The organism is Pseudomonas sp. BLCC-B112 (assembly GCF_028550695.1).
GTDB classification, from domain to species: Bacteria; Pseudomonadota; Gammaproteobacteria; order Pseudomonadales; family Pseudomonadaceae; genus Aquipseudomonas; species Aquipseudomonas danubii.
Window position 1 is genome coordinate 271,134 of sequence record NZ_JAQQGK010000010.1, and the last position, 13,791, is coordinate 284,924.

The following is a 13,791-nucleotide window of genomic DNA, read 5'->3' on the forward strand; positions in this document are numbered from 1 at the left end:
TTCACCCCCAAGGATCTTGCCGTGCAGACACCCGAATTTGATGTTGTCGTCGTAGGCCTGGGCGCCATGGGCGCCGCCACCCTCTATCAACTGGCCAAGCGCGGGGTCAAGGTGGCGGGCATCGACCGCTTCGCCCCGCCTCACGACCAGGGCTCCAGCCATGGCGACACCCGCATCACCCGCCAGGCGGTGGGCGAAGGCGCGGCCTATGTGCCCCTGGCGATCCGCTCGCAGCAGATCTGGCGCGAGCTGGAAACCGAGCTGGATGTGCCGCTGTTCGAGCAATGCGGGGTACTGGTGATGACCGCCAGCACCGATCCGCAACGCCCGGCGGATGCCCTGGACTTCACCGACAACAGCATTGACCTCGCCCGGCGCTACGGTATCGAGCATGAAGTGCTCGACGCTGCCGACATTCGTCAGCGCTTCCCGCAGTTCGCCCCGCTGGCGGACAGCGCCCGTGGCTACTTCGAACCCGGCGGTGGTTTTGTCCGCCCGGAACGCTGCATCGACGCGCAACTGACCCGGGCCCGGCAACTGGGCGCCACGCTGATCAGCGGCCAGACGGTGCTGGAACTCAAGCCCGGCGCCGAGGGCGTGGAGATCATCAGCACTGGCTCGCCGATCAAGGCCCGGCAAGTCATCGTCAGCGCCGGCATGTGGTCGGCGCAGTTGCTCGGGGCGCCCTTCGACACACTGCTGCAGGTCTGTCGCCAGCAGCTGTACTGGTTCCGCCTCGATGAGCCCCAGCACTACCCGGCCCGCTCGCCGAGCTTCATCCTCCACAGCGCCGGCGATGTCGACGCCTGCTACGGTTTCCCGCCGATTCCCGGCGAAGGCAGCGTGAAGATCGCCACCGAGCAATACCGCGTCAGCAGCCAGCCGGACAGCCTCGACCGCCAGCCCAGCCTCGCCGACGCCCAGCGCCTGTTCCACGAGCTGGTGGCGCCGCATATCGCCGGGCTCGCGCCGGAGCTGGTGAAGGCCAGCGTCTGCGCCTACACCGTGACTCCGGATTCGGGCTTTATCATCGACCGCCACCCGCACCTGGCCCACGTCACCGTGGTCAGTGCCTGCTCCGGTCATGGTTTCAAGCATTCGGCGGCGATTGGCGAAGCCTTGGCCCAGTGGCACGTGGACGGGCACAGCGAGATCGACCTGGGCAGTTTCTCTCTGCAGCGCTTCCTCTGAAGGCAACGACCCCTTTATCGGGGCGCTGATGAAAAAAAATCCCCGGGCTGACGTTTTTCGCCGTTTATCTGCCGTTTTCAGCCTTGCCGACGGGCCCAGTCTCTACGATTCTTTAACAAACCCTCAGGGCGGCGCATCGCCGCCCCACGTAGAACCACCGGAGCGCCCCATGAAGAGCGTCGCAGAACTGCTGAAACTCAAGGCCAAGCACAACCAGCAAGTGCACACCATCGCCCCGCACCAGATGGTCCTGGAAGCGCTGATGCTGATGGCCGAAAAAAACGTCGGCGCCTTGCCGGTGATGGAGAACGGTCAAGTGGTCGGGGTCATCAGCGAGCGCGACTATGCGCGCAAACTGGTGCTCCACGGGCGCTCCTCGGTGGGCACCCCGGTCAGCGCCATCATGAGCTCGCCGGTGATCACCGTGGACTCCCACCAGAGCGTGGAAACCTGCATGAGCATCATGACCGACAGCCACCTGCGCCACCTGCCGGTGGTGGAGAACGGCCAACTGCTTGGCCTGCTGTCCATTGGCGACCTGGTCAAGGAAGCGATTGCCGAACAGGCCGACCTGATCCGCCAGCTGGAGCAATACATTCGCGGCGAGTAACCCCGCAAACCTTGCATCGCCCCAAATGGCGCCATCGCTGGCCAGCCCGCACCTGCAACAGCGCGGCGCCATCAACTTGGAGCAGATCCAGCGGTGCTGGTTTTTTCACACTCTGAAATAGTAAATCCCGCCACTGACAGCCTCGTCCACAACAGCCGTCAGACGCCTGAGTACTGGCCTTCAGCTCAATCTGAAGAGCATCCGGGCCAATTCTCAACTCGGCCAAAACTGAATTCCCCCCATGAATAAGAAACGTCTTACCTTAAGCTCTTGTTAAACTCGCGCACATTTGCGTGAAGATTTAATGACAGGCAGGTTATTTGTGAAGTTGATCCGTCGTTGCCTCCAACACCCTCTTGCTCCCCTGTGCACCTTGTTCGGCTTGCTGTTGCTGGTGCCAATGGGCGCGCGCCTGGCCCTGGGCTGGTCCAATCCGCTGGGTTACCTGTCCGACCTGGCCAGCGCCAGTCTGCTGACCCTGCTCTTGTACCGCCGCCGCTGGTGGCTGGCGCTGCCGGTGCTGCTGGTGTGGGCACTGCTGACCCTGGTCAGCGCCGAGCTGGTGAGCGCCGTGGGGCGCATGCCCAACCTCGCCGACCTGCATTACCTGGTGGACCCGCAATTTGTCGGCAACTCCACCGGTGGCGGCCTGACCCACCCTGAGCTGGGGCTGACCCTGCTGCTGGGGCTGATGCTGTGGCTGGTGGTCCAGCGCAGCAGTCGCGCGGTGAAAACCCCGACACTGCCACGCACGCTCTGGATTCTGCCGCTGGGCTTGCTCCTAACCCACGGCGCCACCCAATACCTCAAACCCAGCGAAGCCGATCAGTGGCAGCTGTTCAACCTGCCCCACCAGGCCCTGGCCACCGCCACCGGCCAGGCGCAGATGCAATTGGAAGACTGGCTGCAAGGCGATGTCGCCGATGTGCCGCCGCCCATGGCCGGCCTGACCCGTCTCGACCTTGAAGGCCAGCCGCTGCTGCCCAGCGCCGGCCGCGCGCGTAACGTGCTGCTGATTACCCTGGAAGGCATTCCCGGGGCCTATATCCGCACCAACCGCGAGGCCCTGAACAGCCACTATCAGGAAGACCTGATGCCCAAGCTCAGCGCCTGGGCCGAGCGTGGCATGAACACCCCGGACTACGTGCTGCACAGCCACCAAACCATTCGCGGCCTGTACGCCATGCTCTGCGGCGACTACGACAAGCTCGACAACGGCACCCCCAAGGGCGTCGAGATGCTCACCCAGAACCAGCGCAACCAGGCCTGCCTGCCGGCGCAGATGCACAAGTTCGGCTTCAACACCCACTACCTGCAGGGCGCCGGCCTGCGCTTCATGGCCAAAGACAAGATCATGCCGCACATCGGCTTTGACGCGACCCATGGCCTGGAGTGGTTCAAGAACGACAACTACCTGGAATTCCCCTGGGGCAAGGACGACAAGGCCTTCTTCGAAGGCGCCCTGAGCTACGTGGATCAGTTGAAGAAGAAAAAGCAGCCCTGGATGCTCACCCTGCTGACCGTCGGCACCCACCAGCCCTACTCCGCGCCCGAGGACTACCTGGAGCGCTACGAGACGCCCAAGCAGGCGGCGGTCGGCTACCTGGACGACGCCATCGACCAGTTCCTCACGGAGCTGGAACGCAAGGGCGTGCTCAAGGACACCCTGGTGATCATCACCTCCGATGAATCCCACGGCATCGACGGCGTGCGCCTGGCCTCGTCCTGGGGCTTCAACCTGATGCTGGCCCCGGACCAGGACCTGCTGCCCCATATCAAGTCCGGGACCTACGGCCACGTCGACCTCAGCGCCTCGGTGCTGGACTACTTCGGCCTGCCGGTGCCCGCCAGCCTCAGCGGCCGCTCGTTGTTCCGCGACTACGCCCAGGGCCGGGAAATCATGTCCTACACCAACGGCAAGCTGCGCTACCACGACGGCCAGGGCACCTTCACCGAATGTGATTTCCAGCAGCGCTGCCGCTACTACTCAAGCCCCGGTTTCATCGCCGACAGCGCCAGTCTGCAGGGTCAGTACGGCGGCCTGCGGGCCCGGCAGATCAGTGCCCGGGGCGCCTACCTGGATCGCAGCCTGCTGCAATCGCCCCTGAACCAGCACTATCAGTTCGGCAGCCCGGCGATCATCCCGCTGCAAGCACAGATCAAGGATGACTGGGCCGACAACCTGATCGGCGCCCAGTACCTGGAAATGCCCAAGGGTTCCCAGACCCGGGTGCGCTTCACCGTGCGCTCCGCCGACCCGCAGCAGAACGCCTACATCCTGCTCAAGGGCAAGGAACTGGAACAGGACGTGCCCCTGGGCCTGCCGGAAGAAATGCTGGTAACCCCCGACCAGCCGCTGCAGGTGGACTTCAGCTTCGACAACCCGGAAACCCGCAAGGCGTTCTCCTTCCACCTTCTGGGCTACGGCCTGGGCGCGGTGGAAGTCAGCGACTTCAGCGTGATCACCGAGTTGCCGGGGCAACCTGAAAACGTCGACGCCGAAGAAGACAGCAGCGCCCATTCCAGCTGAACCCTGCCGGACATCGAGCATCGCCCTTTCGGGCGACGCTCGATGCGCCCCTCTACACGCCCCGCAAAAAATATTTTCCTGTACATGAAACTTTTTTTGTACAGGAAAAGTCGGACCGTTGATGTCATTTGAACATCATTGAGCTATCACGCTGCCTCGTCGAGACACAGCCCTGTGAAGCATTCAGTCAACGGTTTAGGAGCGGTCCTTCCTATGTTTTCCAATCTGAGCATTTCACAAAAGCTCTATGCCGGTTTCGGCGTCGTCCTGCTGATCCTCCTGCTGCTGGTACTAGCGGCCCTGCGCGGTTTCGATCAGGTCAGCAGCAGTGTCAAAAGCAACATCCACAGTTACGAGGTCCTGAGCCAGTCCGACGCCCTGCTGCGCAGCCTGATCAATGTCGAGACCGGCATGCGCGGTTATGCCCTCACCGGTCGCGACAGCTTCCTCGAACCTCTGGAGCAAGGCGAAAAAGCCTTTGCCGACTATTACGCCCGGATCAAAAGCAGCACCTCCGACAACCCCGAGCAGCAGGCGCGCCTGGAGCGACTCAAGGCCCTGCACGACCAGTGGCTGCGCGACGACGTCCAGGGCAACCTGGACCTGCGTCGGGCGATCAACGCCGGAAGCCAGCCTGCCGAAGCCATGGCGGCACAAATCAGCGCCGGCCGCGACAAGGCCAAGATGGACGCCATGCGCCAGCTCACCAGTGAGCTGCGCGACGCGGAAAAAAGCCTGCAGGACGCCCGCAGCCAGGCCATGGACGACGCCAAGGCCTCGGCCCTGGCGATCCTGATCGGCGGCGGCTTGCTGGCGGCGGTGCTGGCCATGCTGGTGGCCTGGTCGCTGTCCAGCAATCTGGTGGGCCGTATCCGCCAGGCCGTGGACGTGGCCAAGGCCATCGCCGCCGGCCGCCTGGACAGCAGCATCAGCGCCACCGGCCGTGATGAGGTGAGCAACCTGCTGCAGGCCTTCGCCGCCATGCAGGAGCGCCTGCGGACCATGATCAGTCAGATCAAGCAGGGGGCCGACCAGTTGGTCAGCGCCTCCCAGAGCATTTCCAGCGCCTCGTTACAGCTCTCGGCCTCGGCCCAGGAGCAGTCCCACTCGGCCTCCTCCATGGCGGCCACGGTGGAAGAGCTGACCGTGAGCATCAACCATGTGGCGGACAACGCCGGGGATGCCCACGCCCTGTCCAGCGAGTCCGGGCGCCAGTCCGAGGAAGGCGGCAGCGTGATCCAGGACACCCTGGGCAGCATGCGCCTGATCGCCGATACCGTGCAGGCTTCGGCCACCCAGATTGGTGAACTGGGTCAGCACGCCGAGCAGATCTCCAGCATTGTCAGCGTGATCAAAGGCATTGCCGAACAGACCAACCTGCTGGCCCTGAACGCGGCCATCGAAGCCGCCCGGGCCGGGGAACAGGGTCGCGGCTTCGCCGTGGTGGCCGATGAGGTGCGCCTGCTGGCCCAGCGCACGGCCAACTCGACCCAGGAGATCACCGAGATGGTCGGCAAGATCCAGCTGGGAACCCGAGAGGCGGTGAGCAGCATGGACGTGGGGGTCAATCAGGTGAAAAACGGCGTCGAACTGGCCCAGCAGGCCGGTGAGGCCATCGTCAATATCCGCACCTCGTCCGGCAATGTGGTGCGGGTGGTGGACCAGATCTCCCTGGCCCTGCGGGAGCAGACCGCCGCCAGTCAGGATGTGGCGCGCAATGTCGAACGCATCGCCCAGATGTCCCAGCAGAACAGCCAGGCCGTGGAGGAAACCACCGAGACGGCCCGCTCCCTGCAGCAACTGGCGCAGAACCTGGAGCAACAGGTGAACGTGTTCCATCTGTAGGTTCAGCGCCCTGGCCAGGGCGACCGCCCAGTCATCGACGCAAAACCCTGGCATCCCCGGGGTTTTGCGTTTATTTCTGATCACCGTCCCCTCTGCAAAGGAGAGCAGCCCATGATTGATCGACCCACCGCTGCGCCGTTCGAACAAGTCGCCGCCGCCATGCACGGCCAGCCGTTCATGGTCCTGACCGGGGCCGGCATCAGCACCCCGTCAGGCATCCCCGACTACCGCGACAGCGAAGGCGTGCGCCGCGGCAAGCAGCCGATGATGTATCAGGAGTTCCTTGGACAGGCCAACGCCCGTCGTCGCTACTGGGCCCGAGCCATGCTCGGCTGGCCGCGCATGCGCCAGGCCCGGCCCAATGCCGCGCACCAGGCGTTGGCGCAATTGCAGGCCGCAGGCCGGATTGCCGGGGTGATCACCCAGAATGTCGACGCCCTGCACGATCAGGCCGGCAGCCTGGACGTCATCGAACTGCACGGCAGCCTGCACCGAGTGCTGTGCCTGGATTGCGGCCAGCGCAGTCAGCGTGATGCCATCCAGCAGCAGTTGCAGGCGCTCAATCCCTACCTGGCCGGCGTCGACGCGGTGCAGGCGCCGGATGGCGACACCCTGCTGGACCCGTCCTTCGAGGAACGCTTCCAGGTCCCCCGCTGCCCCTATTGCGACGGCGACCGCTTGAAGCCCGACGTGGTGTTCTTCGGCGAGAACGTGGCCCAGACCACCGCCGCCCGGGCCTTGAGTGCCGTACACGAGGCCGCCGGCCTGCTGGTGGTGGGTTCATCGCTGATGGCGTATTCGGCGTTTCGCTTGTGTCGCGCCGTGGCTGAGCAGGGCAAGCCGCTGCTGGCCATCAACTTCGGCAAGACCCGCGCCGACGAGTTGCTGGACCTCAAGCTCGGCGAGCCCTGCGACCGGTTGCTGCCGCTGTTGGCCGAACGCCTGCTGCGCTAAGCCTCAAAGCATGGCCACGCGCTGGTCGAGGTTTTCCTCGCGCAGGATGTCGAACAGCGCCTGGGCCGCGGTGGACAACTCCTCCCCCGGCTTGGTCAAGACGCCGATGGCCCGCTCCACCACCGGATCATCCAGGGTCAGGCAATGCCCGCCCAGCTCGCGCATGTGCTGGGCACACAGCGCCGGCACCGCACTGACACCCAGGCCGCTGGCGACCATGCGCCCCACGGTTGCCAGCTGATGGCTTTCAAATTCCACCGGCAACTGCACGCCTCGGGCCCGCAGATGGTCCTCCAGCATCACCCGCACCGTGGACGGCCGCTGCAGGGTGATAAAGGGCTCCTGCAGCAGCGTCTGCCAGTCGATGCGGCTGCGCTGCGCCAGGGGCGAATCCTTGGGCACCACGGCCACGAAACGGTCGATGTACAGCGGGGTGAAGAGCAAGGAAGTGCTGTCCTGAGGCTCGAAGGCCACCCCCAGTTCCACCTCGCGGTCGCGGACCATCTCCAGCACCTGCTCGTTGACCACGTCATTGACCGTGACGTTGACCTGGGGGTAGCGGGCGCGAAAGCGCTTGAGGATCGGCGGCAGCAGATTGCCGGCAAAGGACGGCATGGCCGCTACCGTCACCCGCCCGCGCTGCAGGGTGAAACGCTGGCGCAGTTCGTCCTCGGCATTGTCCCAATCGGCGATCAGGCGCCGGGCCAGAGGCAGCAGAGCCTCGCCTTCCGGGGTCAGCGCCACATTGCGTGTATTGCGGGTAAACAACCGTCCGCCCAAGCCTTCTTCCAAAGCCTTGATGGTCAGGCTCAAGGCCGACTGCGACAGGTGCAGGCGCTCGCAGGCCAGGGCAAAGCTCAAACTGTGGGCCACCGCCAGAAAGGCCCGAATCTGTTTAACCGTCATCTGTCATCCTCAGGAGGCAGCCACAAGCTATAAACTTCAGGCCGCAAGCTTGGAGCCGATTATGCTGTTTTTCAAATCAATCAACCTTAAAAATCAACTTAACAAATCAATCCTGCAGCGCAACACTGATCCGCAAACGGCTGGCCAGCCGCCAACGAACAAGAAAGAGGATGGTGCAAATGGCAGGTTTCGATAAGCGCGTGGCGTCCTACGAGGAAGCCCTGGAAGGTCTGCAAGATGGCATGACCGTGATCGCCGGCGGCTTCGGTCTGTGCGGTATCCCCGAGAACCTGATCGCCGAGATCAAGCGCCGCGGCACCCGTGATTTGACCGTGGTCTCGAACAACTGCGGGGTCGACGGTTTCGGCCTGGGCGTACTCCTGGAGGACCGCCAGATCAGCAAGGTGATCGCCTCCTACGTCGGTGAAAACGCCCTGTTCGAGAAACAGCTGCTCAGCGGCGAAATCGAAGTGGTGCTGACTCCCCAAGGCACCCTGGCGGAAAAAATGCGCGCTGGCGGCGCCGGCATTCCGGCCTTTTTCACCGCTACCGGCGTCGGCACCCCGGTGGCCGACGGCAAGGAAACCCGCGAGTTCAAGGGCCGCACCTACCTGATGGAAGAATCCATCACCGGTGACTTCGCCATCGTCAAGGGCTGGAAGGCCGACCATTTCGGCAACGTGGTCTATCGCCACACCGCGCAGAACTTCAACCCCCTGGCGGCCACCGCCGGCAAGATCACCGTGGTCGAAGTGGAAGAAATCGTCGAGCCGGGCGAGCTGGACCCGACGCAGATCCACACCCCCGGCATCTACGTCGACCGGGTCATCTGCGGCACCTTCGAGAAGCGCATCGAACAGCGCACCGTGCGCAAGTGATCGCCCTTCCCCAGCCCGACTAAAAGGACAACAAACATGGCTCTTACCCGCGAACAAATGGCTCAGCGCGTCGCCCGCGAACTGCAGGACGGCTTCTACGTCAACCTCGGCATCGGCATTCCGACCCTGGTGGCCAACTACATCCCCGACGGCATGGAAGTCATGCTGCAGTCGGAAAACGGCCTGCTGGGCATGGGCGCCTTTCCTACTGAAGACGAAGTCGACGCCGACATGATCAACGCCGGCAAGCAGACGGTGACCGCACGCATCGGCGCCTCGATCTTCTCCTCCGCCGAATCCTTCGCGATGATCCGCGGCGGCCATATCGACCTCACCGTGCTCGGCGCCTTCGAAGTCGACGTGCAAGGCAACATCGCCTCGTGGATGATCCCCGGCAAGCTGGTCAAGGGCATGGGCGGCGCCATGGACCTGGTGGCCGGTGCCGAGAACATCATCGTCACCATGACCCACGCCTCGAAAGACGGCGAATCCAAGTTGCTCAGCCGTTGCAGCCTGCCGCTGACCGGCGCCCAGTGCATCAAGCGCGTGCTCACCGATCTGGCTTACCTGGAGATCGAGAACGGCGCCTTCATCCTCAAGGAGCGCGCCCCCGGGGTCAGCGTCGAGGAAATCGTCAGCAAGACCGCCGGCAAGCTGATCGTGCCGGACCACGTGCCTGAAATGCAGTTCGCTTAAGGAGCCCCCAACATGCAAGACGTCGTTATCGTTGCCGCTACTCGTACCGCCGTGGGCAGTTTCCAGGGCTCCCTGGCGGGCATTCCCGCCGTCGACCTGGGCGCCGCCGTGATTCGCCAACTGCTGGCCCAGACCGGCATCGACCCGGCCCAGGTGGACGAAGTGATCATGGGCCAGGTGCTCACCGCCGGCGCCGGGCAGAACCCCGCCCGCCAGGCCGCGATCAAGGCCGGCCTGCCCCACGCCGTGCCCGCCATGACCCTGAACAAGGTCTGCGGCTCTGGTCTTAAAGCCCTGCACCTGGGCGCCCAGGCCATCCGCTGCGGCGATGCCGAAGTAATCATCGCCGGCGGCCAGGAAAACATGAGTCTGTCCAACTACGTGCTGCCCGGCGCCCGCACCGGCCTGCGCATGGGCCACAGCCAGATGATCGACAGCATGATCAGCGACGGCCTGTGGGACGCCTTCAACGACTACCACATGGGCATCACCGCCGAGAACCTGGTGGAAAAATACGGCATCAGCCGCGAAGCCCAGGACGCCTTCGCCGCCGCCTCCCAACAGAAAGCCGCAGCGGCCATCGAGGCCGGGCGCTTCGTTGACGAGATCACCCCGATCCAGATTCCCCAGCGCAAGGGCGAACCGCTGACCTTCGCCACCGACGAACAACCGCGCCCCGGCACCACCGCCGAAACCCTGGCCAAGCTCAAGCCGGCGTTCAAGAAAGACGGCAGCGTCACCGCCGGCAACGCCTCGGCGCTGAACGACGGCGCCGCCGCGGTGATGCTGATGAGCGCCAGCAAGGCGCGGGCCCTGGGCTTGCCGGTACTGGCCAGAATCGCCGCCTACGCCAACGCCGGGGTCGACCCGGCGATCATGGGCATCGGCCCGGTCTCCGCCACCCGCCGCTGCCTGGACAAGGCCGGCTGGACCCTGGACCAGTTGGACCTGATCGAAGCCAACGAAGCCTTCGCCGCGCAATCCCTGTCCGTGGCCAAGGAGCTTGCGTGGGATGCGAGCAAGGTCAACGTCAACGGTGGCGCCATTGCCATCGGCCACCCGATCGGCGCGTCGGGCTGCCGGGTGCTGGTGACCCTGCTGCATGAAATGCTCAAGCGCGACGCCAAGAAAGGCCTTGCGACCCTGTGCATCGGCGGCGGTCAGGGCGTGGCATTGGCCATCGAGCGCTAACCATCCAGCCCGCGACCTGCGCGGGCCTGTCCCTCAGAAACATCCCGTTGTGAGCTGGCTTGCCAGCGAAGGCGTTCGAGAGATCGCCTTTGCCAGCAAGCGGGCTCCTGTAGCGAGGGTGTCGGTTTTCATAGGATGTTTCGTAGCTGCCCCTCCAGGCGCCGCGCTTCCTCTCGCAACGACTGGCAAAAGCCCTCGACAAAACTCGATGACGGCCGGTAATCCGGGCGGATCAGCATCACCCGATACGGCACCGACAGCTGCAACGGACGGATCGCCAAGCCACGCCCCACTTCCTCCATGGCGCTCAAGGGATTGATGATCGCCACCCCCAGTTTCTGGCGCACCATGGCGCACACCGAGGCGGCGTTGGTGGTTTCCACCACCACCCGGCGATCGACCCCGGCCTGGCGAAAATGCTCGTCCAGGGTTTGCCGGTAGATATCCAGGCCCGAGAGATTGATGAAGTTCTGCCCGCGAAAATCCTCCGAAGCCAGCCGTGGCCTGGCCAACAGCGGATGATCGTCCGGGAGGATGCAGACCATATCGGCGCAGAACAGCAGTTCCCCTTGAGTACCTCGTGGCAGGTGCTCGCTTTCGGTGAGGCCCAGGTCATGGCGCTGGGCGCTGAGGGACTCTTCCAGCAGCGGCGATTCCTGGGCAGTGATGCTCAGGCCGATTCCCGGATGCGCTTGCAAAAAGCGCTTGCACACCCGCGGCAGCAGGGTCTGGGAGAACAGTGGCAGGCAGCTCAGGCTCAACTGGCCGTGCTCGAAACGGCGGATCGACTGGGCCACGCTGTTGATCCGCTCGAGCCCCACATAGGCCCGCTCGACCTCTTCAAGCAACAGCAGGGCCTGGGCCGTGGGCAGCAGGCGCCCGCCTTCGCGGTCGAACAGGCGCAGACCGGAAAGCGCCTCCAGCCGCGCCAGTTCGCGGCTCACCGTGGGCTGCGAGGTGAACAGCAGGCGCGCGGCGCCGGTGACGCTGCCGGCCTGCATGATGGCGCGGAATACTTCGATGTGCCGCAGGGAGATGTCCATGAACAGAGGCTCGCTTGATCGCTCAACCCATATCAGATCTGAATTAGGCTACAAAGAATAGATATTTTATTGAATGACCGGAAATCGGCATGCTGCAACCACTCTCACTGACCACAGACAGCAATCGCCATGGCCATTCCCTTCTCTCCCGCTCAACTCGTCGCCGCTGCCCGCCAATATGGCACTCCACTGTGGTGCTATGACGCCGCCACCATCCAGGCGCGCATTGCCCAACTGCAGGCCTTCGACGTGGTGCGCTACGCCCAGAAAGCCTCGTCCAACCTGCACCTGCTGCGCCTGATCCGCGAGGCCGGGGTACGGGTCGACGCCGTATCCCTGGGGGAGATCGAGCGTGCCCTGCTGGCCGGTTTCAGCCCGGTGGATGCCGGCATCGTCTTCACTTGCGACCTGTTCGACGCAGCCACCCTCAAGCGCGTGGTGGAACTGCAAGTGGAGGTCAACGCCGGCTCCATCGACATGCTCCGTCAACTCGGGGAGCGGTCCCCGGGGCACCGGGTCTGGCTGCGGATCAACCCGGGCTTCGGCCACGGCCACAGCCGCAAGACCAACACCGGCGGCGAGAACAGCAAACACGGCATCTGGCACGATCAGGTCGGCGAAGCCCTGGCGGTGATCCGCCAGTACGGCCTGCACCTGGTGGGCCTGCACATGCACATCGGTTCCGGGGTCGACTACGACCACCTGGAGCAAGTGGGCGCGGCCATGGTGACGGCGGTGAAATCCCTGGACCACGACATCGAGGCGTTCTCCATTGGTGGCGGCCTGTCCACCCCTTACCGCGACGGCGACACCGCGGTGGACGTGCAGCGCTACGCCAACGCCTGGAGCGTCGCGCGCCGGGAGATCGAGGCCTACCTGGGCCACGGCGTGCGCATGGAGATCGAACCGGGGCGTTTCCTGGTGGCCGAGGCCGGTTGCCTGGTCAGCGAAGTACGGGTGGTGAAGACCGCCGGCCAGCATCACTTCGTGCTGGTGGACACCGGCTTCAACGACCTGATGCGCCCGGCCATGTACGGCGCCTACCACGGCATGAGCCTGCTGGACGCCAGCGGCCAGCCGGTGCAGCGCCCGCAACAGCTGACCGTGGTCGGCGGCCCGCTGTGCGAGTCCGGCGATATCTTCACCCAGGACGACGAATGCCTGACCCCGCGCCTGCTGCCCCAGGCCCAGGTCGGCGACCTGCTGGTGCTGCATGACACCGGCGCCTACGGCGCCAGCATGTCCTCCAACTACAACAGCCGGCCGCTGCTGCCGGAAGTGCTGTTCGCCAACGGCCAGCCACAGCTGATCCGCCGGCGCCAGCCCCTGGCGGACTTGCTGGCGCTGGAACTGGGGTTGTAAGCCCCCTCTGGATACCGATCCGGATAGCGACACAGGGAAACAAGGCCCTGTGTTCGCCCAGCCAGGTGCTCGTCCCTTTCCCTGCCATCGCGCTACTGACCGGCTTAGCCAGCCTGCTCCATGGACAAGGCAATCCCCTTGAACTAATAGTCAGTAGCCAGGAGTTCCGAGCACAAGGGAGAGAGCCATGAGCGATGCAGACAAGGGTAAGAAAGAACCCGGCAAGAGCGAAGGCGGCAGCGGACTCACCTCGATCTTCAACCTCATTCCCAGCATCTATTACGACCTGATTGCGCGAATCTGCCCAGGCATGGCGTTCTGGATCGTCCTGGCCTTCAAGTACCCGCTCCTGCCAGGGGTTGAACCGCAAAGTGTTCCAGCAATGCTCACAGGCACTCTGCTTATCGTATTGATCATTCTTAGCTACGTATCCGGCATCGTCTTCACAGGTTTTGCCGTCCTCTGGGACCTGTTGTCCATCGCCCTCTTAGCCAGCAGCCGGAACATGAAACATCAGGCGATGTTTCTTGGTCGCGTAGATGACTTGCACGAAATCTACATAAAAGGCCACGAGGTCTAAGCGCC

The 13,791-nt window shown here is 64.2% G+C and carries 11 protein-coding genes and 2 pseudogenes; 11 read left to right on the top strand and 2 right to left on the bottom strand.

Annotation, left to right across the window (positions count from 1 at the left end):
• Positions 1 to 21 precede the first annotated feature (21 nt).
• The 6 genes and pseudogenes from solA to PQT43_RS25345 all read left to right on the top strand — a co-directional run bounded on the left by solA (position 22) and on the right by PQT43_RS25345 (position 7,130).
• Positions 22 to 1,191 (top strand): N-methyl-L-tryptophan oxidase, encoded by a 1,170-nt coding sequence (solA, locus tag PQT43_RS25325; RefSeq protein ID WP_272754914.1) that lies wholly within the window; start codon positions 22 to 24, stop codon positions 1,189 to 1,191.
• Between the two features lie 169 nt (positions 1,192 to 1,360).
• Positions 1,361 to 1,801, top strand: coding sequence for a CBS domain-containing protein (locus PQT43_RS25330; RefSeq protein ID WP_102864196.1), 441 nt, complete (start codon positions 1,361 to 1,363; stop codon positions 1,799 to 1,801).
• A 304-nt stretch (positions 1,802 to 2,105) separates the two neighbouring features.
• On the top strand, positions 2,106 to 4,331 hold the full coding sequence (locus tag PQT43_RS25335) for an LTA synthase family protein (RefSeq protein ID WP_272754915.1): 2,226 nt from the start codon (positions 2,106 to 2,108) through the stop codon (positions 4,329 to 4,331).
• Positions 4,332 to 4,544: 213 nt separating this feature from the next.
• Positions 4,545 to 5,321: pseudogene (locus PQT43_RS31535) on the top strand (CHASE3 domain-containing protein); the annotation flags it as partial.
• A 264-nt stretch (positions 5,322 to 5,585) separates the two neighbouring features.
• Positions 5,586 to 6,176 (top strand): annotated as a pseudogene (locus PQT43_RS31540) (methyl-accepting chemotaxis protein); the annotation flags it as partial.
• A gap of 111 nt (positions 6,177 to 6,287) precedes the next feature.
• The gene (locus tag PQT43_RS25345) at positions 6,288 to 7,130 is read left to right on the top strand and encodes an NAD-dependent protein deacetylase (protein WP_272754917.1); all 843 of its coding nucleotides are present in this window, start codon (positions 6,288 to 6,290) and stop codon (positions 7,128 to 7,130) included.
• Positions 7,131 to 7,133: 3 nt separating this feature from the next.
• Here PQT43_RS25345 and PQT43_RS25350 read toward each other — a convergent pair whose 3' ends face one another.
• A complete protein-coding gene (locus tag PQT43_RS25350) occupies positions 7,134 to 8,036 on the bottom strand; it encodes a LysR family transcriptional regulator (RefSeq protein WP_102879983.1) in 903 nt (300 codons plus the stop codon).
• A gap of 179 nt (positions 8,037 to 8,215) precedes the next feature.
• On the opposite strand from PQT43_RS25350, the gene PQT43_RS25355 reads away from it, so the two are divergent.
• Genes PQT43_RS25355 through PQT43_RS25365 form a run of 3 tightly spaced genes read left to right on the top strand, consistent with a single transcriptional unit; the run spans position 8,216 to position 10,801 of the window.
• Positions 8,216 to 8,914, top strand: coding sequence for a CoA transferase subunit A (locus tag PQT43_RS25355; RefSeq protein ID WP_011060621.1), 699 nt, complete (start codon positions 8,216 to 8,218; stop codon positions 8,912 to 8,914).
• Between the two features lie 36 nt (positions 8,915 to 8,950).
• A complete protein-coding gene (locus tag PQT43_RS25360; RefSeq protein ID WP_011060620.1) occupies positions 8,951 to 9,610 on the top strand; it encodes a CoA transferase subunit B in 660 nt (219 codons plus the stop codon).
• Between the two features lie 12 nt (positions 9,611 to 9,622).
• Positions 9,623 to 10,801: an acetyl-CoA C-acetyltransferase gene (locus PQT43_RS25365; protein WP_272754919.1), complete on the top strand. Its 1,179-nt coding sequence runs from the start codon at positions 9,623 to 9,625 to the stop codon at positions 10,799 to 10,801.
• Positions 10,802 to 10,929: 128 nt separating this feature from the next.
• Here PQT43_RS25365 and PQT43_RS25370 read toward each other — a convergent pair whose 3' ends face one another.
• Complete coding sequence (locus PQT43_RS25370) at positions 10,930 to 11,844, bottom strand: LysR family transcriptional regulator (protein WP_272754920.1); 915 nt, start codon at positions 11,842 to 11,844, stop codon at positions 10,930 to 10,932.
• Positions 11,845 to 11,973: 129 nt separating this feature from the next.
• On the opposite strand from PQT43_RS25370, the gene lysA reads away from it, so the two are divergent.
• Entirely contained in the window at positions 11,974 to 13,206 is a 1,233-nt protein-coding gene (gene lysA / locus PQT43_RS25375; RefSeq protein WP_272754921.1) for a diaminopimelate decarboxylase, read from the top strand.
• A gap of 187 nt (positions 13,207 to 13,393) precedes the next feature.
• Entirely contained in the window at positions 13,394 to 13,786 is a 393-nt protein-coding gene (locus PQT43_RS25380; RefSeq protein ID WP_272754922.1) for a hypothetical protein, read from the top strand.
• Positions 13,787 to 13,791 lie beyond the last annotated feature (5 nt).

What these genes read in the sequence shown, in the direction of transcription:
- PQT43_RS25355 (WP_011060621.1), top strand. Translation starts at nt 8,216, where the DNA reads ATGGCAGGTTTCGATAAGCGCGTGGCGTCCTACGAGGAAGCCCTGGAA.
- PQT43_RS25330 (WP_102864196.1), top strand. Translation starts at nt 1,361, where the DNA reads ATGAAGAGCGTCGCAGAACTGCTGAAACTCAAGGCCAAGCACAACCAG.
- PQT43_RS25380 (WP_272754922.1), top strand. Translation starts at nt 13,394, where the DNA reads ATGAGCGATGCAGACAAGGGTAAGAAAGAACCCGGCAAGAGCGAAGGC.
- PQT43_RS25370 (WP_272754920.1), bottom strand. Translation starts at nt 11,844, where the DNA reads ATGGACATCTCCCTGCGGCACATCGAAGTATTCCGCGCCATCATGCAG.
- PQT43_RS25350 (WP_102879983.1), bottom strand. Translation starts at nt 8,036, where the DNA reads ATGACGGTTAAACAGATTCGGGCCTTTCTGGCGGTGGCCCACAGTTTG.
- PQT43_RS25360 (WP_011060620.1), top strand. Translation starts at nt 8,951, where the DNA reads ATGGCTCTTACCCGCGAACAAATGGCTCAGCGCGTCGCCCGCGAACTG.
- PQT43_RS25345 (WP_272754917.1), top strand. Translation starts at nt 6,288, where the DNA reads ATGATTGATCGACCCACCGCTGCGCCGTTCGAACAAGTCGCCGCCGCC.
- PQT43_RS25335 (WP_272754915.1), top strand. Translation starts at nt 2,106, where the DNA reads ATGACAGGCAGGTTATTTGTGAAGTTGATCCGTCGTTGCCTCCAACAC.
- lysA (WP_272754921.1), top strand. Translation starts at nt 11,974, where the DNA reads ATGGCCATTCCCTTCTCTCCCGCTCAACTCGTCGCCGCTGCCCGCCAA.
- PQT43_RS25365 (WP_272754919.1), top strand. Translation starts at nt 9,623, where the DNA reads ATGCAAGACGTCGTTATCGTTGCCGCTACTCGTACCGCCGTGGGCAGT.